At 64.6% G+C, this 18,584-nt stretch carries 16 protein-coding genes; 5 read left to right on the top strand and 11 right to left on the bottom strand.

The features are described 5' to 3' along the window. Nucleotides 1-121: 121 nt before the first annotated feature. The 9 genes from MR825_RS11615 to MR825_RS11655 all read right to left on the bottom strand — a co-directional run bounded on the left by MR825_RS11615 (nucleotide 122) and on the right by MR825_RS11655 (nucleotide 10,387). Nucleotides 122-1,978: a glycoside hydrolase family 13 protein gene (locus MR825_RS11615; protein ID WP_287880820.1), complete on the bottom strand. Its 1,857-nt coding sequence runs from the start codon at nucleotides 1,976-1,978 to the stop codon at nucleotides 122-124. Nucleotides 1,979-1,992: 14 nt separating this feature from the next. Beyond that, nucleotides 1,993-4,143 (bottom strand): penicillin-binding transpeptidase domain-containing protein, encoded by a 2,151-nt coding sequence (locus MR825_RS11620; protein ID WP_287880822.1) that lies wholly within the window; start codon nucleotides 4,141-4,143, stop codon nucleotides 1,993-1,995. A gap of 33 nt (nucleotides 4,144-4,176) precedes the next feature. Further along, a complete protein-coding gene (gene mreD, locus MR825_RS11625) occupies nucleotides 4,177-4,689 on the bottom strand; it encodes a rod shape-determining protein MreD (protein ID WP_287880824.1) in 513 nt (170 codons plus the stop codon). Nucleotides 4,690-5,000: 311 nt separating this feature from the next. Continuing rightward, nucleotides 5,001-5,843, bottom strand: coding sequence for a rod shape-determining protein MreC (mreC, locus tag MR825_RS11630; protein WP_256174437.1), 843 nt, complete (start codon nucleotides 5,841-5,843; stop codon nucleotides 5,001-5,003). Nucleotides 5,844-5,865: 22 nt separating this feature from the next. Continuing rightward, on the bottom strand, nucleotides 5,866-6,456 hold the full coding sequence (locus MR825_RS11635; RefSeq protein WP_287880826.1) for a Maf family protein: 591 nt from the start codon (nucleotides 6,454-6,456) through the stop codon (nucleotides 5,866-5,868). A 5-nt stretch (nucleotides 6,457-6,461) separates the two neighbouring features. Next, nucleotides 6,462-6,899, bottom strand: coding sequence for a dUTP diphosphatase (gene dut, locus MR825_RS11640; RefSeq protein ID WP_256174511.1), 438 nt, complete (start codon nucleotides 6,897-6,899; stop codon nucleotides 6,462-6,464). Nucleotides 6,900-6,918: 19 nt separating this feature from the next. Next, nucleotides 6,919-9,000 carry a U32 family peptidase gene (locus MR825_RS11645; protein WP_186908151.1) on the bottom strand — a complete coding sequence of 694 codons (2,082 nt, stop codon included), beginning with the start codon at nucleotides 8,998-9,000 and terminating at the stop codon, nucleotides 6,919-6,921. A gap of 234 nt (nucleotides 9,001-9,234) precedes the next feature. After that, nucleotides 9,235-9,555, bottom strand: coding sequence for a cell division protein ZapA (locus MR825_RS11650; protein ID WP_186908150.1), 321 nt, complete (start codon nucleotides 9,553-9,555; stop codon nucleotides 9,235-9,237). A 391-nt stretch (nucleotides 9,556-9,946) separates the two neighbouring features. Continuing rightward, a complete protein-coding gene (locus MR825_RS11655) occupies nucleotides 9,947-10,387 on the bottom strand; it encodes an Hsp20/alpha crystallin family protein (RefSeq protein WP_186908149.1) in 441 nt (146 codons plus the stop codon). A 277-nt stretch (nucleotides 10,388-10,664) separates the two neighbouring features. Between MR825_RS11655 and MR825_RS11660 the strand changes: the two genes are divergently transcribed. From MR825_RS11660 to MR825_RS11670, 3 genes are all read left to right on the top strand, one after another. Then, the gene (locus MR825_RS11660; protein WP_186908148.1) at nucleotides 10,665-11,327 is read left to right on the top strand and encodes a peroxiredoxin; all 663 of its coding nucleotides are present in this window, start codon (nucleotides 10,665-10,667) and stop codon (nucleotides 11,325-11,327) included. A 101-nt stretch (nucleotides 11,328-11,428) separates the two neighbouring features. Further along, the gene (locus tag MR825_RS11665; RefSeq protein WP_256174435.1) at nucleotides 11,429-12,406 is read left to right on the top strand and encodes a DnaD domain protein; all 978 of its coding nucleotides are present in this window, start codon (nucleotides 11,429-11,431) and stop codon (nucleotides 12,404-12,406) included. A gap of 3 nt (nucleotides 12,407-12,409) precedes the next feature. Continuing rightward, complete coding sequence (locus MR825_RS11670) at nucleotides 12,410-13,414, top strand: ATP-binding protein (protein WP_287880828.1); 1,005 nt, start codon at nucleotides 12,410-12,412, stop codon at nucleotides 13,412-13,414. Between the two features lie 572 nt (nucleotides 13,415-13,986). On the opposite strand, the gene MR825_RS11675 is transcribed toward MR825_RS11670, so the two are convergent. Beyond that, nucleotides 13,987-14,502, bottom strand: coding sequence for a hypothetical protein (locus MR825_RS11675; protein WP_287880829.1), 516 nt, complete (start codon nucleotides 14,500-14,502; stop codon nucleotides 13,987-13,989). A gap of 371 nt (nucleotides 14,503-14,873) precedes the next feature. Between MR825_RS11675 and MR825_RS11680 the strand changes: the two genes are divergently transcribed. Further along, a complete protein-coding gene (locus MR825_RS11680) occupies nucleotides 14,874-15,758 on the top strand; it encodes a LysR family transcriptional regulator (protein ID WP_287880830.1) in 885 nt (294 codons plus the stop codon). A 77-nt stretch (nucleotides 15,759-15,835) separates the two neighbouring features. On the opposite strand, the gene MR825_RS11685 is transcribed toward MR825_RS11680, so the two are convergent. Continuing rightward, nucleotides 15,836-17,083, bottom strand: coding sequence for a M16 family metallopeptidase (locus MR825_RS11685; protein ID WP_287880832.1), 1,248 nt, complete (start codon nucleotides 17,081-17,083; stop codon nucleotides 15,836-15,838). A 535-nt stretch (nucleotides 17,084-17,618) separates the two neighbouring features. Here MR825_RS11685 and MR825_RS11690 point away from each other — a divergent pair. Beyond that, nucleotides 17,619-18,548 (top strand): AEC family transporter, encoded by a 930-nt coding sequence (locus MR825_RS11690; protein WP_287880834.1) that lies wholly within the window; start codon nucleotides 17,619-17,621, stop codon nucleotides 18,546-18,548. The last annotated feature ends 36 nt before the right edge of the window (nucleotides 18,549-18,584 follow it).

The following is an 18,584-nucleotide window of genomic DNA, read 5'->3' on the forward strand; positions in this document are numbered from 1 at the left end:
TCGTTCCTCCTGAATTGAAACAAGCTTCGCGTCCGCTCCATGGGCGGGGCGGAGCGTCGGATTCAGAAGAACCTCAGTTCGGACAGCGCATATCGTGCTCCTTTTGTGTAAGATGAGGACATTATACCACGCCGGAGGCGGATTTGCAACGCTCCCCCGTCAGCAGGCGGCCGGTCAGGGGGGGCAGGGGAACCGTATCCGTAAAGCGCTCCCCGCTCATCCGGTCCCGGAAGGCGCCGTCCAGGGGCAGCTGCTCCGGAGCGTCCCCGGCGTTGACGGCGGCGATCACCGTCTCCCCTTCCCAGGTCCGGGAGAAGGCCAGCACCCGCCCCTCGGCCCGCAGCCAGCGCAGGTCCCCCCGGCGCAGGGGGAGAAGGGACTTTCGGGCCTGCCCCAGCGCGGCGTACCAGGCGGTCAGGGCCTTGTCCTCCGCGCCCCAGGGGAAGGTGCGGCGGTTGAAGGGGTCTTCGAAGCCCTCCATCCCGGCCTCGTCCCCGTAATAGATCGTGGGGGCGCCGGGAAACGCGAACAGCACCAGGGCCCCCAGACGCAGCCGGGCCAGGGCCAGGGCGCGCTGGCCGGCGTCCATGCGGAAGTTGGCCCGCCAGGCCTTGGTGTTCTCCCGGCAGTCGGAGCCAACGCCCAGCAGGGTGAGGATGCGGGGGGTGTCGTGGGTGCCCAGAAAGTTCATCGCGGAGGCAAAGGCGAAGGGGGGATAGTTCTCCCGCAGGGTCTCCATGGCGTCCCGGAAGCAGGCCGCGTCCGCGCCCAGCAGGAAGGAGATCAGGCCGTTGCGGAAGGGGTAGTTCATCAGCCCGTCGCAGTGTCCGCCCAGGATATGTCTGCGGCGGACCCCATAGGCGATCTTGGTGGAGCCGTCCTCCCACACCTCCCCAATGACCACGGCGTTGGGGTCGGCCGCCCGGACGGCCTGATGGAGCTCGCGGATGAAGTCGTCGGGCAGCTCGTCGGCCACGTCCAGCCGCCAGCCGTCCGCCCCGGCCTGCAGCCAGCGGCGCACGATGCTGTGTTCCCCCCGGATGATATAGTCCCGGTAGGAGTCCTCCCCTTCGTTGACGGCGGGCAGGGTATAGATGCCCCACCAGGAGTCGAACCGGTCGGGCCAGTGCTGGAAGTGGAACCAGGGGTAATAGGGACTCTGCCGGGACTGGGCCGCCCCCGGCTGGGGGTAGAAGCCGTCGCCGTTGAAATAGCGGCTGACAAAGCCGGTGTGGTTGAACACACCGTCCAGAATGACCCGCATCCCCCTGGCGTGGGCAGCCTGGCACAGAGCGGAAAAATCCGCGTCACAGCCCAGCATGGGGTCTACGTGCTCATAATCGGCGGTGCCGTAGCGGTGGTTTTCCGCCGCCTCGAAAATGGGGTTGAAATACAGGGTCTCCACGCCCAGGGACTGGAGGTAGGGCAGCTGCTCCAGCACGCCCTTCAGGTCTCCGCCGAAGAAGTCCCGGTTGCGCACCTCGCCCCGGGCGTCGGGGCGGTATTCCGGCTCCTCCTGCCAGGCGGCATGGACGCTCCGGCCGCCCACCATGCCGCCGGGGTCGGGGATGCGGCTGCGGCGGAAGCGGTCGGGAAAGATCTGATAACAGGTCCCCTCTCCAAACCAGGCGGGCACCTGCTCGCAGCCGTCATACACCGTCAGCTGGTATTCCCCCAGCGTCCGGGTCCGGCCGTCCAGCCCCTCCAGGCGGAAGGAGTAGAAGATCAGACCCACATAATCCCCCGTGGGCAGGGAGCCCGCGAACACGTCCCGTTCCCCGTCCCGGCCGCTCCAGGGCAGAAAGATGCGCACCAGCTCATTGGCCCGGCTTTCAAACCGGGCGGTGAGCACCGCCCGGGAAAAAGCCTGAGCGCGCTCCGGCCGGAGCGCGAAATGCACCACGGTTCCGGCGCTGACCGCCCCGTAGGGAGATTTATACCGCTCGTCCCGGGGATCGAAGAGAAGGGTATCCGTCATCCAATCATTCCTTGTCAGCGCAGGAGCGTGTTCTCCGGGTCCACGGACTCCAGAGTGTCCTCGGCGCTGAAGTAGTAATCCAAGATCTCAGCGGCGGCCTGGGCCAGATTGCTGCCGGACGCGCCGCCCTCCACCACGATGGTCATGGCGATCTGAGGGTCGTCATAGGGGGCGAAGCAGACAAACACGGCGTCTGCCTCTACATTGGAGGCCACCTGGGCGGAGCCGGTCTTGGCGCCCACCTCCACCGGAAGGCCCGCAAAATAGCGGCTCACGCTGCTCTTGGCGTCGTTTGCCACTTTCCACATCCCCAGCTTCACCGCTTCCACGTTGTCCGCGTCCAGCTCCAGGGTGTCCAGCAGCTGGGGCTCATACTCCAGCACGGTCTGGCTGTAATCGCTGGACTTGACGGCGCGCAGCAGATGGGTGGCGTAGTGGTTGCCGCCGTTGACCAGGGTGGCGATATAGTTGGTCAGCTGGAGCGGGGTGCAGGCGGTGTTGTCCTGGCCGATGGCAACGTTGAGCAGGTTGCCGCCGTACCAGGTCATATTCAGAGCCTCGCTGGTCGCGGGGCCGGCCACCCGGCCCTTGCTTTCGGACAGCTCAAAGCCCGTCTTCTCTCCCAGCCCGAACATCTTGGCGTACAGGTCGATGCGTTCGATGCCCAGCCGGTGGCCGATGGTGTAGAAATAGATGTTGCAGGAGTCCCGCAGAGCGTCGGCCAGGTTCTCCTGTCCGTGGGTGCCGCCATACTGGCGGTAGATCCAGCATTGAGGGTGAAAGTCGCCGTAGGGGTATTTCTCCTCCTCCGGCAGGGTAAAGCGGCCGGTGTCCCGGATCGTTTCGGAGGGGGTGGTCACCCCTTCCTCCAAAGCGGCAATGCCCACCAGAGGCTTGAAGGTGGAGCCGGGGGAGTACAGGCCCATGGAGGCCCGGTTGTAAAAAGGCTCCAGCGGGTCGCTGCTGACCTGGGCGTAAAGGGCCTGGTCGGAATATACGGTAGCCAGGTCGTAGGTGGGGTAGGAGGCCATGGTGAGCACGCCGCCGTCGGACACGTCCTGGATGACGACGGCGCCGCCGCCGGTATCTGCGGATTCCAGGCTGCTGATGGTATCCGCCAGGACCTGCTCCGCCTTGGCCTGGAGCTTCACATCCAGGGTGAGCAGCACGTTGTCGCCCGGCTCCGGCTCATGGGTCTCGCCGGTCAGCGGATCAGTGTACCAGCTTTCGCTGACCACCTTGCCGCTGGTGGAGAGCTCCTGCTCCCGCACGCCGGCCTCCCCGCGCAGGTAGGGCTCGAAAGCGCTCTCCGCCCCGTCGATCCCCACCGTGTCGTTCATGTTGTAGCCCAGTTCTTTATAGTAGGCCCAGGTGTCGGCGTAGATGGGGCCCACCCGGCCCAGCAGGTGGGCGGCGTGGGAGGTGGCATATTCCCGGACGGTGGCGGCCTCGATCTGCACGCCGGTCAGGCCGTGCTCTTTAACGGTGGAGATGAAGTCGATATCCACGTCCTGGGCAAAAATGTAATCGCTGTAATCGATGTTTTTTTGCCGGAGGTTGATTTCGTAGAGCAAGCCGATGAGGGCGCGGGCTTCCCCGTCGGAGAGGCTCTCGTCCACTTCAAAGTAGCCCCGCAGGGCCTGCATCAGCGCCGCCGCCGAGGGGTCGGTCTCCCCTGCGGGAAGAAAGCCGCGGCTTTGCAGCGGCAGGGCGTCCACCAGCTTGCCCAAGCTGGTGCGCACCACCGTCTCCGCTGCGCTGCTGTCGGCGGCGCGATAGGACAGCGCGGTGTCGCTGGTGTAGGAAAAGGGGCCGCTTTCGGAGATGGGGAGCGTATCGCTCCACTCCACCTTCTGTTCCCGGCAGATCTCCAGCAGGGCGAGCAGGTTGGCGTTGCGCTGCGCCTCCTCGCCCATCCGGGAGAGATCCAGCGTCACCTGGTAGACGGCACGGTTGGTCACCAGGACCCGGCCGTAGCGGTCCCGCATCTCCCCCCGGGCGGCCTCCACCGTCTCCCGGTTGGCGATCTTGCGGGTGGACAGGCCCCGGTAGTAGTCCAGATTGGTCACCTGCAGGCTCCACAGCACCGCCGCGAAGGCCGCCACCAGCAACGCCAGAAGCGCCGCGGTGAACAGCGCCCGTCTTTGAAATTGTTTTCCTTCCAAGTGCGCTCACCTCCAGGCAGCAAAGTCCCCCCGCTACAGCACGGTGCGTTTGGGGACCCGGTGGAATACCCACAGGTACAGGGCGTAGACCGGGAAAACGAACACCATGGACCAAAGCGCTTCCGGTACGGCCACCCGCAGCAGCGCGCCCAGCGAGGCGCTTCCCCGCAGCAGATGGACCGCTACCCGGACGGCGTCGATGCACAGCAGCGCCCCAAAGGAGCACAGCAGGCAGCCGACCAGATTCTGCCGCAGGGCGTACTGGGCCAGGGCGCCCGCCGCCACGCCCAGCAGGCAGAGCCCCAGGGTCATGGCGCCGTTGGTGCCGTGATAGGCCGCGTCGCACAGGATCCCCACGAACAGCCCGTAGCCGGCGCCTCCGGTGGCGCCCTCCAGCACGGCAGCGGCCACGGCGGCCAGGGGCATCAGCATGGGCGTCACCCCCAGCACCGGCAGGCGGTTGAGCACGTAGACCTCCAGAAACCAAATAGGCAGGATGGCCAGGGCATACACGCCCCATTTTATCATAAAATCGCTGCGGGTCATAAACGCCCTCCTTCCCGCCGCCTTCCCAATTAGCTTGTCGAAAAACCCTCCCGCAGGAAAGCCTCGCAGAGTTCCGTCGCCATCTCCGCGCTAAGAGCCGCCCCGATGGGGCGGTTGCGCTCCGAAACGCGCCTGCGGGCGCAGGCAGGCGGCGGAATAAAATCAAAATCCGTCATTTCCGGGGACATGCGCCTCGGAAATGACACTTCACACGCAAGGCGGGCCGACTTTTCCGCAAGAAATCGAGGTCCGCCTTGCGTGTGATCCTCCTCGAAAAAGGTGCGAAGCACCTTTTTCGACCGCTTGCGACGTCACTCCACGATGGTAAATTCTTTGATCACGAAGACCTGCTTGAGCCCGTCCAGATCGGTCTCCGGTACGATGACGGCATAGCGCGTCATGCCGCTGGCCTCGGTATGGACCTCCTCCACATGGCCCACCGCCAGCCCGGCGGGGTATACGCCCCCCCGCCCGGAGGTGGTCACCAGATCCCCGGCGATGAGCTCCGCATTCTCCGGCAGGTAGCTCAGCTTGAGCTTGCCCTCCCCCATCAGGGCAAAGTCGCCCTCCAGGATGGCCGCCCCGCCGGTGCGGGCCAGCTGTCCGCCCAGCTCCAGGCCGGAATCCGCCACGGTGGCCACACGGGCCCAGTTCTCCCCCACCTCAAGGACGATGCCGACCAGGTTCCAATATTCGTCCACGACACAGTCGTCGGCTTCCAGGCCCGAGGAGCTGCCCTTGCTGATGGTGAGCGTGGACTCCCAGTTGGAGGTGGAACGGGCGGTGACGGTGGCCGATTCCAGATCGAACTCCCGCTGGCTGGGCCGCAGGTCCAGCAGGCTGCGCAGCCGCTCGTTTTCCTGGAGGGCGGCTTCCGCGGCCCGGGCCTGTTCCTCCAGCTCGGCCACGCGGAGCTTGAGCTCTGCGTTTTCACTTTTGAGCTGTTCCCGCTCAAAGGCGTCGGCGTATTGTTCCTCCGTCCAGCCGGCCAGGGCGCTGATGCCGTTGCGCACCGGGGTGGTGACGATCCCCACCAGATTGGACAGCGGGTCCGCCGTCCCTCCCAGCAGCATGGAGACCACCGCCGTCACCAGCGCCAGCAGGACGGCGGCAATGAGGATGAGGACCCCATTGTGCCGGAAAAAGTCTTTCACGTGTCGCCCTCCCTCTCAACGGTCACAGCTCGCTCCAAAGCCGGGCGCAGTCCACGCCCAGCCGGGCCAGGATGCGCCCCAGACGGCACACCGGCAGGCCCATCACGTTGTAATAATCCCCCTCGATCCCCTCCACGAACAGGGCGCCCCGCCCCTGGATTCCATAGGCGCCCGCCTTGTCCATGGGCTCGCCGGTCGCAATGTAGGCGCAGATCTCCGCGCTGGACAGGCTCCGAAAGGTCACGGCCGTGACCTCGTGCTCAGTCAGACGCTGCGCGCCGCATACCACGGTCAGGCCGGTGTAGACCTGGTGGCGCCGGCCGGAGAGGGCGGAAAGCATGGCAAATGCGTCCGGCCCGTCGGCGGGCTTGCCCAGGATCCGGCCGTCCAGGGCCACCACCGTGTCGGCGGCGATGATCAGGTCCCCGGCCGCCGCCGCGTGCTGCACGGCTGCGGCCTTTCGGGCGGAAAGCGCTTCCACCAGCGCCGGGGGCGTCAGGCCGGGGGACGCCGTCTCATCCGCGTCGGAGCAGACGATGCGGAAGTCCCGCAGGCCCATCTGCTCCAGCAGCTGGCGCCGGCGGGGGGACCGGGAGGCCAAAACGATGCCCATGCGCCTCACTTCCCCGTGGAGCCGAAGCCGCCCGCGCCCCGCTGGGTGGCGGGCAGCTCGTCAAGCTCCAGCACGCAGGCCCGGGCTACGGGCACCACCATAAGCTGGGCCACCCGGTCGCCGGGCTGGACCGTATAGGGCGTGTCAGACAGGTTGGTCAGCCCCACCCGGAGCTCTCCCCGATAATCGCTGTCGATGACCCCCACTCCGTTGGACAGGGCGATCCCGTGCTTGATGCCCAGGCCCGAGCGGGCGAAGACCAGCGCCACCCAGCCCGCGTCGGGCAGCGCGATGGCAAGCCCCGTGGGGATGTTCACCAGGGCGCGGGGGGCGATGGTCACCGGCGCGTCCAGCAGGGCGGCCAGGTCCATGGCGGCGGAACCGGGGGTCTGGCAGGCGGGCAGCGGCGCACGGGGGTCCAGCCGCTGGACAAAAAGCTTCATCTGCATATTGGCGTTCTCCTTATTCTACGTCCCGGTAATAGAGGCCTCTGGTATATTCGGCGGGGGCCCAGCGGTCGTTTTCCAAATACCGCCGGGTCACCTGCACGCACTCTTTGGGGTTTTCCGTGGTAAACAGCAGCCGCTGGGCCCACAGGCCGATGCGGCGGTAGTCGGCGGCCTTGTCCGCCAGGAAAAGCTTTTGGGAATTCAAAAGCTCATTGCGGCAGCCGGGGGCCTGGATCACCGGGAAACGGGCCCCCCTCCGGTCGGTAAGCACATTGGGGTTTTCACAGCCGCAGTGCCCGGCGCGGTTTTGAATGATGCAGTTTTCCAGGATCATCAGGGGCAGCCGCCCGTAGGTTATCATCTCTATGTCCATGCACTTGGAGATATCCCGGATCTGGGCCAGCTTCAGCTCAAAGGAGACGGCGGCGGACCGGAGCCCCAGCCGTTTGAGCTGCTTGAGCGCCTGGGAGTTGTACACCTCCAGGCCAAAATCCCCCCGGAGGGTGAAGCCCAGTTCTTTGACGCAGGAGAGCATGCCCAGGTTCCCCGCCAGGGCGTCCTCCACGCCCAGCGCGCGGGCCCTGCGCAGCTGTTCCAGCAGCTGCGGCCACTCCCGGTCCCAGGCCACCCGGGGCAGGGTGACGCCGATGCGGGTGTTTGGGGTCCCGGCGGCCTTGTCCGGATGGGCGCACAGCTCGTCCAACGGGAGGTAGACCAGCGCGGGCGAGAGGGAGAGCAGCTCCGCGGTGAGCTGTTCGGCGTACCGCAGGGAGAGCGTGAGCACGGGGGGGTCCTTCCGGTTTTCGTACCGGGCCCCGGCATGATAGGTCCCGCCCCGCCGGGGTGGCGGCTGACAGCGCTGCCCGCTCAAGGCGTCCAGGGCCTCCCGGCGCAGGGCGTTCAGGGCTGCCAGGGGGAGGGACAGGCCCGGTTCGACCAGGGCGCGGACCTTCTCGCAGCGGTAGGGGGTGCCCCCGGTGCGGGAGAGCTGCTTCTCCACCGTCGGGGCGTCCAGGGCGCGGGTATGGGCGGCCTCAGGCACGCTGCCCTCGGCGGTGGCCACCCGGCCCTGGGGGTCCTCCACCCCGACCCGGGCGGGCTCGCCGGGACGGATCAGAGCGTAGAAGGTCACGGGGACCCGGGCGGCCTCTCCGCTCTGGTAGGTATTACGGGCCCGGGCAAACAGCTCGCGGGGCTCCTTGCCCGCTTCCTCCCGCACGCCGAACATCTCCGGGCCCTGCCGGTCCAGATAGTATCCCTGGGTGAAGCCCTGCCGGGAGAACGCGGCCTCCAGCTGGGCCAGCTCCTCCGCCGTGGGCTCCCGGTTCTCCCGGATGGCGGCGGCGTAGATGCCTGTGACAATGGCCACGTACTCCGGGCGCTTCATGCGCCCCTCCAGCTTGACGCAGGCCACCCCCATCTTGCGCAGTTCCTGGAGGTGCCCCGCCAAGGACAGGTCCTTCAGGGAGAGCGGATAGGCGTCGGCCCGCTCCGCCCAGCCGTACTTCAGACGGCAGGGCTGGGCGCAAAGGCCCCGATTGCCGCTGCGTCCCCCGATGACGGAGGACAGAAAGCACTGCCCCGAGTAGCACATGCACAGGGCCCCGTGGGCGAAGACCTCGATTTCGATGGGGGAGCGCTCACAGATGTAGGCGATCTGGTCCCGGGACAGCTCCCGGGCGAGCACCGCCCGCTGAAGCCCCAGATCAGCGGCCTGCTTGACGCCGTCCAGATTGTGCAGCGTCATCTGGGTGGAGGCGTGGAGGGGCAGATCGGGGGATACCTGCCGCAGCATCCGCAGCACGCCCAGATCCTGTACCAGCACCGCGTCCGCCCCGATGGCCGAGGCGTCTGCGGCGTATTTGGCGGCTTCGGGCAGCTCCCGGTCGGTGAGCAGGGTGTTCAACGTCAGATAGACCTTGGCGCCCCGCAGATGGCAATAAGAAACCGCCGCCGCAAATTCCTCCCGGGAGAAATTCTTTGCATTGCGGCGGGCGTTAAAATCCCCATATCCCAGATAGACGGCGTCCGCGCCGTTCTGTACGGCCGCGGCCACCGCCTCCATGGAACCGGCAGGAGAAAGCAGCTCTAACATAAGGACCTCCGGGGTGATCGAATTTCCGGATTTGGTAAGGCGGCGGCCGCCCCGCCGCGGAAGCGGCGGAGCCGGACGGGATTCACTCCCGTCCGGCGATAAGCTCGAATCAAAGGGGCCCCCGCGCGGCCGGTCGCGCGGGGAACAGCGCCTCCATAGAACCGGCAGGAGAAAGCAGCTCTAACATAAGGACCTCCGGGGCGATCGAATTTCCGGACCTGGTAAGGCGGCGGCCTATTTGGCCTTTTGGTTCTGAAGCTTAAAAATCTCGCGTTTGGCCTCGGAGAGCTCCAGCTTCATCTTGGTGGCCTCCTCCAGGTACTCCTTGAGCTGACGGCGCAGGTTCTCGGCGGTCTCCACTTCCTTGAAATACTCGTCGGCGATGTTTACCGCAGCCAGAACGGCGCCGTCCACCATGGAGACCTTCGCGCCGTCCAGCACCTCCTGCACCTTGGCGTCCACATGGCTGGCGACCCTCTGGACGTAACGCACATCCTCGGCGGCGACGAGGGTATACTCCTGCCCGGCAATGGTTACGGTGACGCGGTTCTTCATGGAAAGCCCTCCTGACCATACGAATCTAGTTTCATTATACTGCATACGGCGCAAAGCCGCAAGCCTGGAACACACAGGCGTCTTCCGGCGCAAGTGCTTTGGGCAAGGCGGCCGGAACGCGCCGTATCATTTGCGCGCGGGTGGAAGGGCGCATGAGAACCGGCCCTGAAGTACGAAATTGCGGACGGATGCAGCCGCCGTTCAAACAAATGCGGCAAAACCGCGGGAATCAACCGAAAAGCGGCTGCGCCCGTTCGTATTATTATAGCATAGCTGCCGTAAATTAAAAATAAAATCTTCATGAACTTTGCGGGTTTTGGTGGAAACGCTCGAAAATGTCAAAGGGCCGGGGCACGAGTTTTGCTCGCGCCCCGGCCCCGCCGGAAAGACCTTATTCGATTGCGATGCGGTTGGGCTGCTGCGCGGTCTTGACGTCCCGCTTGGGGATGTGCAGCGTCAGAACGCCGGACTCGTACTTGGCGCGGATTTCCTCCGGCTTCACATCGCCCACATAAAAACTGCGGGTGCAGACTCCGGCGTACCGTTCCTGACGGATGTATTTGCCGTCCTTGTCCGTTTTGTCCTTATCCAGGCCCTTGGCGGCGCGGATGGTCAGATAGCCGTTCTCCAGGCCCACGTTCACCTCGTCCTTCTGAAAGCCGGGCAGATCTACGGCCAGCTCGTATTCCTCCGGTCGCTCTTTTACGTCGGTCTTCATCAGGTGCTTGGCATGCTTGCCGTACAGCGCATCGCGCCCGCCCCAGAAGGCCCGGTCGAAACCGGAATCAAAGAAGTCGTCAAACAGGTTCTCACCAAAAATGCTGGGCAACATAAGTCATTCCTCCATTCGTCGTCTTACCTTATGCCCTGCGGAGGGGCCGCTCCGGTCCCTCTTTCTTGGTACGCCCTTATCATAGACCGGCGGATTAGCACTGTCAATATGAGAGTGCTAACGTTTACAAAAAAACAATATATTATGCAAAGAAAAGTCACAAATTCCGGGGAACTGCTCCGCTGGGGCCTGGAAGCGGGCTTGGCGCGCGGGCGCATCCGGCACGATGCGCCCATCTTCTGCATAAGATAGCGGTACAGAATGGAGGTTATTCCGCGTGGAGAACAACTGTATCCGCATCGGCATGAAGGCGCCCGATTTTTCCGCAGCCACCACCTTCGGGCCCATCAAGCTGTCCGACTATCAGGGCAAATGGGTCGTTCTTTTTTCTCACCCCGGCGACTTTACGCCGGTCTGCACCACCGAGTTTCTTGCCTTTTCCAAGGCGCAGCCCCAATTTGAAGCCCGCGGCGCCCAGCTGCTGGGACTGAGCATCGATAGTAACCCGTCCCATCTGGCGTGGGTCTACGCCATCTACGTGGCGACCGGCGTACAGGTACCATTTCCAATCATTGCGGACCGCACCGGCGAGATCGCGCGGCTCTACGGGATGATGGCGCCCGATGTGAGCCGTCAGGAGACCGTGCGCAATGTGTTTTTCATCGACCCGGAGCAGACCATCCGGGCCATTTTGGTCTACCCGCTGACCAACGGCCGCAGCATACCGGAGATCCTGCGGCTGCTCACCGCGCTTCAGACCACGGACCGGGAGCATGTGGTCACCCCCGCCAACTGGCAGCCGGGACAGCCGGCCCTGGTGCCGCCGCCCCGGACCTATGACGAACTGCTCTCCCGGCAGAACAACCCGCAGGCCCAGCATCTGGAGTGTGAGGACTGGTTCCTGTGCAGCCGGCAGATCCCGGGCGAGGCAAAGCAGTAGCGGAGGGCGGCAGAACGGAATGCCCGCAGATGTTTTTTGTGTACAACAACGGAAGGTTGTGATATGATAGAAACACAATACCTGCGGAGGGAGGGACGCCCGTGGCACAGGAGCTGCTGCTGCCTGGAGAGATCGTATCGATGACCGGTCCGGCGGCGGACCGGCTGCTGCGCGCCGGGAACGGAGACGCGGCGCTGCTCTACCTGTGGCTGCTGCGTCACGGGCGTTCCGCCGCACCAGACGCGGCCCGGAGGGCCCTGCGCTGGGACGGGGTGCGGCTGGACGCCGCCCTGGAGGCGCTGGCGCAGCTGGGCCTGGCGGAACAAAGCGCCCAGCCGGCTCCTCCTCCGGCGCCGCCGGAGCCGGAGGGGCCGCCGGAATACTCCGCCGCCGACATTACGCGGGAACTGGAGGACGGACGCTCCGGCTTTCCGGGCCTGGTCGCCGAGGTCCAGCGGCGGCTGGGGAAGATCCTCTCCACGGCCGGGCTCAAGAGCCTGTTTACCCTGTACGACTACCTGGGCCTGCCCCCGGAGGTCATCTGCCTGCTGGTGAGCTGGTGCGTGGAGGAATTCCAGCGCAAGTACGGGCCCGGGCGGGTGCCCAGCATGTCGCAGGTCCAGAAGGAAGGCTTCCTTTGGAAGCGGCAGGGGGCGGATACGCTGGAGGCCGCCGAGCAGCACCTGAAGCGCCTGGCGACCCTGCGTACCCGGGAAGGGGAGATCCTGCGCCTGCTGGATCAGAAGCCCCGCCCCCTGGTGGAGAAGGAACGGAAAAAGATCGCAGCCTGGACGGATATGGGCTTTGGGGACGAGGCCCTCCGCCTTGCTTACGAAAAGACGGTATACAAAAAGCAGGGCATGGACTGGGATTACATGAACGGGATCTTGTGCCTCTGGCACAAAAAGAACCTGCATACCCTGGCGGAGATCGAGGCGGGAGACCGGCCGCGGCCGGTCCGGGCGGGGGCGGCGGAACCCGGGCGCTCCGCCGCCCCAGGCGAGGCGGACGCGCGGGTACGGGAGGACCTGGAGCGGATGCGGGCCTTTATGAAAAAACAGCGTGAGGAGGGGGGATAAGCCATGGCCTACGAGGCGAGCGTTCTGCGCCGGGCCGCCCGGCGTCTGGAGGAAGCCCGGGAGGACCGGGCGCGGGAGCTGGAGCGCCGGCGGGCGGAGATCTACCGGCGCCTGCCCCGGGTGGCGGAGATCGACAGGCAGCTGCGGGGGACCATTTTGCAGATCATTTCAGCCTCCCTGCGGGAGGGCCGGGACCCGGCCCCCGCCATCGGCGTGATCCGGGACCGGAACCTGGACCTGCAGGCCGAACGCACCGCCCTGCTGACCAGTGCGGGCTATCCGGCCGACGCCCTGGACGAGCGTCCCGCCTGCCCCAAATGTAAGGATACGGGGTGGATCGGCGTGGAGATGTGCACCTGTTTGAAAACGCTCTGCGCCCAGGAGCAGATCCGGGAGCTGTCCAAGCTGCTGGAACTGGGAGAGCAGTCCTTTGACGCGTTTTCCCTGGACTACTATAATGCCCAGGCCTGGCCGGGGGAGGCCGTCTCCCCCCGGGAGAACATGGAGTTTATCTATGAGGTGTGCCTGAATTACGCCCAGAAGTTTGGAAAATTCTACTTCAAAAACCTCTTCCTGACCGGCGCCCCGGGGCTCGGGAAGACCTTTTTGTCCGCCTGTATCGCCCGCACCGTGTCGGAAAACGGCTTTTCCGTGGTCTATGATACGGCGGTGAATATTTTTGCCCGCTTTGAGGAGCAGAAATTTGCTCGGGACAAGCTGGACGCGGAGGAGGCCCGGGACGAGACCCGGCGGTATCTGGGCTGCGATCTGCTGATCCTGGACGACCTGGGCAGCGAGCTGACTACCCCCTTTGTCCAGTCCGCCCTGTATACCCTGGTCAACGCCCGCCTGATGGCGGACAAGCGGACGGTGATCTCCTCCAACCTGTCCATGGACGAGGTACGCCGCCGCTACACCGGCCAGATCGCCTCCCGGCTGGAGGGGGAATACCGGGTGCTCCCCTTCTACGGCGAGGATATCCGGCTTTTGCGCAAGCAGCGGCTGTAACGCCGTAAAAGGCCCCGGGGAACGCAGGTCCGTTCCCCGGGGCCGCTCTGTTTGCCGATCCGGTCGCATGGGGAGCGGCGGAGCGGGGGATGGGTGGCCCCCCTTGGCCGCTTGCGGTGCGCCCGGTCGGGACTTGTTCTCCTCCCGCATCTGACGGAACAATTTGAGATCGATCAGATGGCTGCGGTATTGCTTCGTCCTGCGGGCGGCATCCGACTCGCCTATCCCTGCCATTAACCCCGGCTCAATGGGCGGCATCTCGCAATTAGAGGATACGTACGGCTTCTCCGGATCGCCCCGGAGATACAGGGCCGGCGCTTCCCGGTACCGGTCACGCAGGTAGTTGGAGCAGGGTCTGCTCTCCGGCGTATCCGCTGCCAGGTAATAGCGCCGGCGCGTCAATGCGCTGAGCGTTTGGTTTCGCTCTTTATAAATAGCTTGCCTCTCGTTTCAGCGCCTCCTGCGTGGCCTGGTCCACCTGTTCAAAGGGGATGGATTCGATGCAAAATCGGCCCCCGATCTCACATAAAACTTGCTCTTTGCTCTTTTTGCCTGCAACCATGCGCTTCGCTTCACCCGCTTTTTGCCGTCTCCGTTGATTCATACCGCTCGTGTGTCGCATTGTACTCCGAATGCGTCTTCGCGGCTGCCGGCAGTGATTGGCCTGTGCCGGCAGGGCCCCACTCCGGAGGATGCTCCCCGGCGCGTCCGGAAAAGCTGGGGATATCGGATTGCTTGGTGAAGGAGATCAAATCGGCGTCTGCAAATAAATAGGTGGCGTCCCTTGTCCGCAGAACACAGCGGTATGCCCCCGTGCTTGCAGTTAAGGAAATCTGGTTTTCTCCCCCTTCGGCATATGTCCCGATTTCAAACACGCCTTGCGCTTGCGTGTACCTGCAGTAATTCCCGTTGCGGTCAAAAACCAGATACGCGCCGGCGCCTGGCGTGGTTTCCGCAGTACGGTAGGTCCCGCCGAGCGGCGGGAGGGGGGCTTTTTTCGCCGCATACTGCACTAGGTTGAACGCCAGAGAGCACGCCAGCGCAGTCACAAGGATCGGAATTCTAACGGAGGACTTGACGTTATGCATGTATACGGGCTCCTTTCGGCTGTATATCTGGGGCGTGGACTTCGGGTCACACGGATACGATAACGCAATCGTGGCCAAACTTCAAGGCGCAATTTTTCCTGTTTCGATTGAAGCCGAACATGGCCTGAAGCAAGATTTCTCTGGAGATTGCCTGTGCCTGTCTCTGTTTTTCCATTCAGCCGCCGTTTGAACGCACCGACCTGCCGGCCGGGAGCCGAATTCCCTCCCGCTCCGATCACGCACCGGCGTCCGGTTTCCGTACAGATTTTTTGAAAAAATTCATGGGGGAGGATTTTTGCAATATACAACAACCAGAGGTTTTGATATAATAAAACCCAGGAAGGGGAAGCCCCGGAAAGGAGGTCCCACCCGTGAACCTGATCCAGATCAAGTATTTTTTAGAGGTGGCCGAGTGTCTGAACTTCACGGCGGCGGCGGCACGGCTGTTTGTGTCCCAGCAGTGCGTCAGCAAGCAGGTGGCCAAGCTGGAACGGGAGATCGGCGTGCGCCTGTTCGAGCGCAGCACCGCCAAGGTGGCCCTCACCGACGCGGGCAAGCTGCTCCAGGGGGAATGGAGCGCCATGCTGGAGCGCTGCGATCAGGCGGTGGTCCGTGCCCGGGCGGTGCAGGACGCGGGGCGGCCCTCCATCCGCATCGGCCTTTTGGAGCTGTGCGGCGTGGTGGACTTTGTGCTGCCCCGGCTGAGCGCCTATAATGAGGCCCATCCCGGCGGGGAGCTGGAGTATGAGATCGGCGGCTTCCTGCAGGTGCAGGAGTGGCTTTTCATGGGTCAGGTGGACGCCATCGTCACCTTCAATTATGAGGTGGCACGCCTGCCCGACCGCTACCAGTTCCGCAATCTGCGGGATATGGACGTCTTTATCATCCTCTCCAGGCGCCACCCCCTGGCCCGGCGGGAGCAGGTCACCCTGTCCGACCTGAAGGGCCAGGTGATCTATGCCTTTGCGCCCAACTATTCCACCTACGCCAGCGACACGGTGCTGACCCACTGCCGCAAGCTGGGGTTTGAGCCGGAGTTCAAGTATTTCAACAGCATCAACGCCATGGAACTGGCGCTCCAGGCGGGCAAGGGAGTCAGCGTGGCATTCCGGGAGTTTTACCGCAACCAGGGCGGCGAGCTCCTGTTTTACCCCACCCCCGTGCTGGAGGGCTGGCAGCAGCCCTCGATCTCCGTGTGCTGGAGTCAGGAGAACACCCCGCGGCTGGAGGAGTTCATCCAATGCCTGGAGGCCTGAAAAGCGGGCGCTGCAGCTGACAAAACCGGGCGGCATGTGGCCGCCCGGTTTTTTGCAGCAGGCCTGTTTTTGACTGTTTACTGCAGCAGCGCCCGGTAGGCGTCGGCACTCCCGACCCGGCCGACTGCCGAGAGGGAGGCGTTCTGAAACTGGAACAGCTCCTGGGCCAGCCGGCGTACGTCCTCCCGAGTGACCGCGTCGTAGCGGGCGATGACCTCGTCTTCGTCCAGTACCCGGCCCACCAGCAGCGCGCCCCGGCCCAAACTGCTCATGCGGGACTGAGTGGACTCCAGACCCATGAGCACATTGGCCTTGGACTGCTCCCGGGCGCGGGAGAGTTCCTCCTCCGTGACCCCATGCTCGGCAAAGTCCCGAATGACGGAGAAGACCGTCTCCAGCGCCGCTCCCTCCGTCTCCCGGCCCAAGGCGGTATAGACCCCGAAATAGCCGGTATCGTCATGGCAGGTGCCATAGGAGTAGATGGAGTAGCACAGTCCGCGCTGTTCCCGTACCTGCTGGAACAGACGGGAGGACATGCCGCCCCCCAGGATGGAGGAGAGCAGCTGGAGGGTAAAGCGCCGCTCGTCGGCAAAGGGCAGGCCGGGGAAGGCCAGGGTCAGGTGGTTTTGCTCGATGGCCTTGCGTTTGACCGTGACGGCAGGGGTGTAGCGCCCCGGCGGGGAGGGGGGAAGGGGCCGGGCCTCCATGGCGGAAAAGCGGGCGCGCAGGGAGTCCACGTCGGCCTGGGCAAAGCTGCCCGCCAACGCCACCACGATCCGCTCCGGACCATAGTGGGCGGCCTTGTAGTCCCGCAGCCAGGCTCCGCTCATTTTCTCCAGGGTGGCCTTGCGGCCCAGGATGGGGCGGGCCAGAGGGGTGCCCTGAAAGACCGCCGCCGCCAGCCGCTCGGCGCACAGATCCTCGGGGTTGTCCTCGTACATGCCGATCTCCTCCAGGATGACGCCCCGCTCGGTGGCAACGTCGGCCTCGTCGAACCGGGAGGAGAAGAACATATCGCACAGGATATCGGCGGCCTGGGCGAGGTGGGTATCCAGCACCCGGGCGTAAAAGCAGGTGCACTCTTTGGTGGTAAAGGCGTTGATCTGTCCGCCCACCGCGTCCATTTCCCCGGCCAGCTTCTCGGCGGTGCGGTGCTGGGTGCCCTTGAACAGCATATGCTCAATAAAATGGGCGGCGCCGTTGGCGCCGCTTCGCTCGTGACGGGAGCCGGTGCCCACCCAGATGCCCAGAGCGGCCGAGCGCACATAGGGCACCCGCTCGGTCAGGATGCGCACCCCGTTGGGAAGGGGGATCGTTTCGTACATGAAAAGACCTCTTGTAATTGAATTTAGGACCCGCGCAGGGCGATCAGCAGTAAAACCACCGCCGTGCAGAGCAGGACAAGGGCCAGATAACCCAGGACTTTTGTTTTTGTCATCACGCCTCGCTCCTTCTGGTTCAAATGGGGTCGTGCTGCGGTTCCGGCGCGGCCGTCCCGCAGGGGGCGGACCGGACGTGCCGGGCAAGGGGCACGCGGCGGCGTCCGCGGTTGAAGCCTGCAGGGCGGGAGCAGACCGTGCCGCTCAAGCGGTATCATAACCGTATCGCAGCTATTATACCATATCCGCAGGCGCTTGTCAGCCGGGAAATTCCGCATGACGCCCCGAGTCCGCGCGGCGGGCGCCGTGGCGGAGCGGTCCGCGCCGCACCAAACGGATCGCCAGCCCAGGCCGTACGCCGTCCCAGCGCAAGGCGCGCATGGCTCTTTGGCTTTACAGGAGAGGCGAAACTTGCTATACTGATCCTCAGCGAAATCGTCGTTTCTGCGCGAACGAACGGAAGGATAAGGTCGGATCGCAAATGCGGGAGAATCTGTTTTTGGTGGCCTCTCAGGTGGGGACGCTGTTTTTGATGATGGCGGTGGGGTTTGTGCTGGCCAGGCTGGGCAAGCTGACCCGGGACAATCTGCCGCGGATGACCTTTTTGCTGCTCTATGTCGTTATCCCCTGTCTCATCGTGAACACGCTGCAGACGGAATGCAGCCCGGAAGTGCTGCGCTCCATGGGGGCGGCGGCGCTGGTGACGGCGGGGCTGTACGCCGTCTACTGCCTGCTGATCCTGCCCTTTTTCCGCCGTCAGCCGCCGGACACCCGCGCGCCCCTTCAGTTCGGCGTGGTCTACGGAAACGTGGGGTTTATGGGCATACCGCTGATCCGGGCCGTGCTGGGTACGCCCGGGATGCTCTATGTGACGGTGATTTTTATCGTCTTTAATGCCTACAACTGGAGCCATGGCATCCTGCTGATGGGGGGAAGGCGCCGCTTCTCCCTGAAGCGCGCCGTCCTCAACCCCGGAATCCTGGCTACCGCCGTGGGCCTGCCCCTGTTCCTGCTGGGGATACGCCTTCCGCCCGTCGTGGGCAGCGCGGTGAGTTTCCTCGGAGACATGAACACCCCTCTGGCCATGATCGTCATCGGGGCGCAGATGGCCTTTGCCGATCTGAGGGCCACCTTCCGGGACCGCCGGCTTTATCTGGCCGCCTTCCTCAAGCTCGCCGCCATGCCGGCCCTGACCCTGCTGGTGCTGTACCCACTGGGACTGGACCCGGTGCTCTATTCCGCTCTGATCATTCTGGCCGCCACGCCCACCGGCGGTACCGCCTCCATGTTTGCCCAGCAGTTTGAACGGGATGCGGTCGCCGGAGCCCAGGTCGTCACCCTCACCACCCTGTTCTCCATCCTCACCCTGCCCGCCTTCGCCCTGCTGGCGAAACTGGCGGGCGGGGCCTGAGCGCAGATCGCAGCGCCGCCCCCTCCGGATCAGGCC

Origin of the sequence: Lawsonibacter sp. (assembly GCF_022777125.1) — a bacterium.
GTDB lineage: Bacteria > Bacillota > Clostridia > Oscillospirales > Oscillospiraceae > Lawsonibacter_A > Lawsonibacter_A hominis.

Excerpts from the sequence above, each read along its gene's own strand:
- MR825_RS11615 (WP_287880820.1), bottom strand. The coding sequence starts at position 1,978 with ATGACGGATACCCTTCTCTTCGATCCCCGGGACGAGCGGTATAAATCT.
- mreD (WP_287880824.1), bottom strand. The coding sequence starts at position 4,689 with ATGACCCGCAGCGATTTTATGATAAAATGGGGCGTGTATGCCCTGGCC.
- MR825_RS11635 (WP_287880826.1), bottom strand. The coding sequence starts at position 6,456 with ATGGGCATCGTTTTGGCCTCCCGGTCCCCCCGCCGGCGCCAGCTGCTG.
- dut (WP_256174511.1), bottom strand. The coding sequence starts at position 6,899 with ATGAAGCTTTTTGTCCAGCGGCTGGACCCCCGTGCGCCGCTGCCCGCC.
- MR825_RS11645 (WP_186908151.1), bottom strand. The coding sequence starts at position 9,000 with ATGTTAGAGCTGCTTTCTCCTGCCGGTTCCATGGAGGCGGTGGCCGCG.
- MR825_RS11650 (WP_186908150.1), bottom strand. The coding sequence starts at position 9,555 with ATGAAGAACCGCGTCACCGTAACCATTGCCGGGCAGGAGTATACCCTC.
- MR825_RS11655 (WP_186908149.1), bottom strand. The coding sequence starts at position 10,387 with ATGTTGCCCAGCATTTTTGGTGAGAACCTGTTTGACGACTTCTTTGAT.
- MR825_RS11670 (WP_287880828.1), top strand. The coding sequence starts at position 12,410 with ATGGCCTACGAGGCGAGCGTTCTGCGCCGGGCCGCCCGGCGTCTGGAG.
- MR825_RS11675 (WP_287880829.1), bottom strand. The coding sequence starts at position 14,502 with ATGCATAACGTCAAGTCCTCCGTTAGAATTCCGATCCTTGTGACTGCG.
- MR825_RS11685 (WP_287880832.1), bottom strand. The coding sequence starts at position 17,083 with ATGTACGAAACGATCCCCCTTCCCAACGGGGTGCGCATCCTGACCGAG.
- MR825_RS11690 (WP_287880834.1), top strand. The coding sequence starts at position 17,619 with ATGCGGGAGAATCTGTTTTTGGTGGCCTCTCAGGTGGGGACGCTGTTT.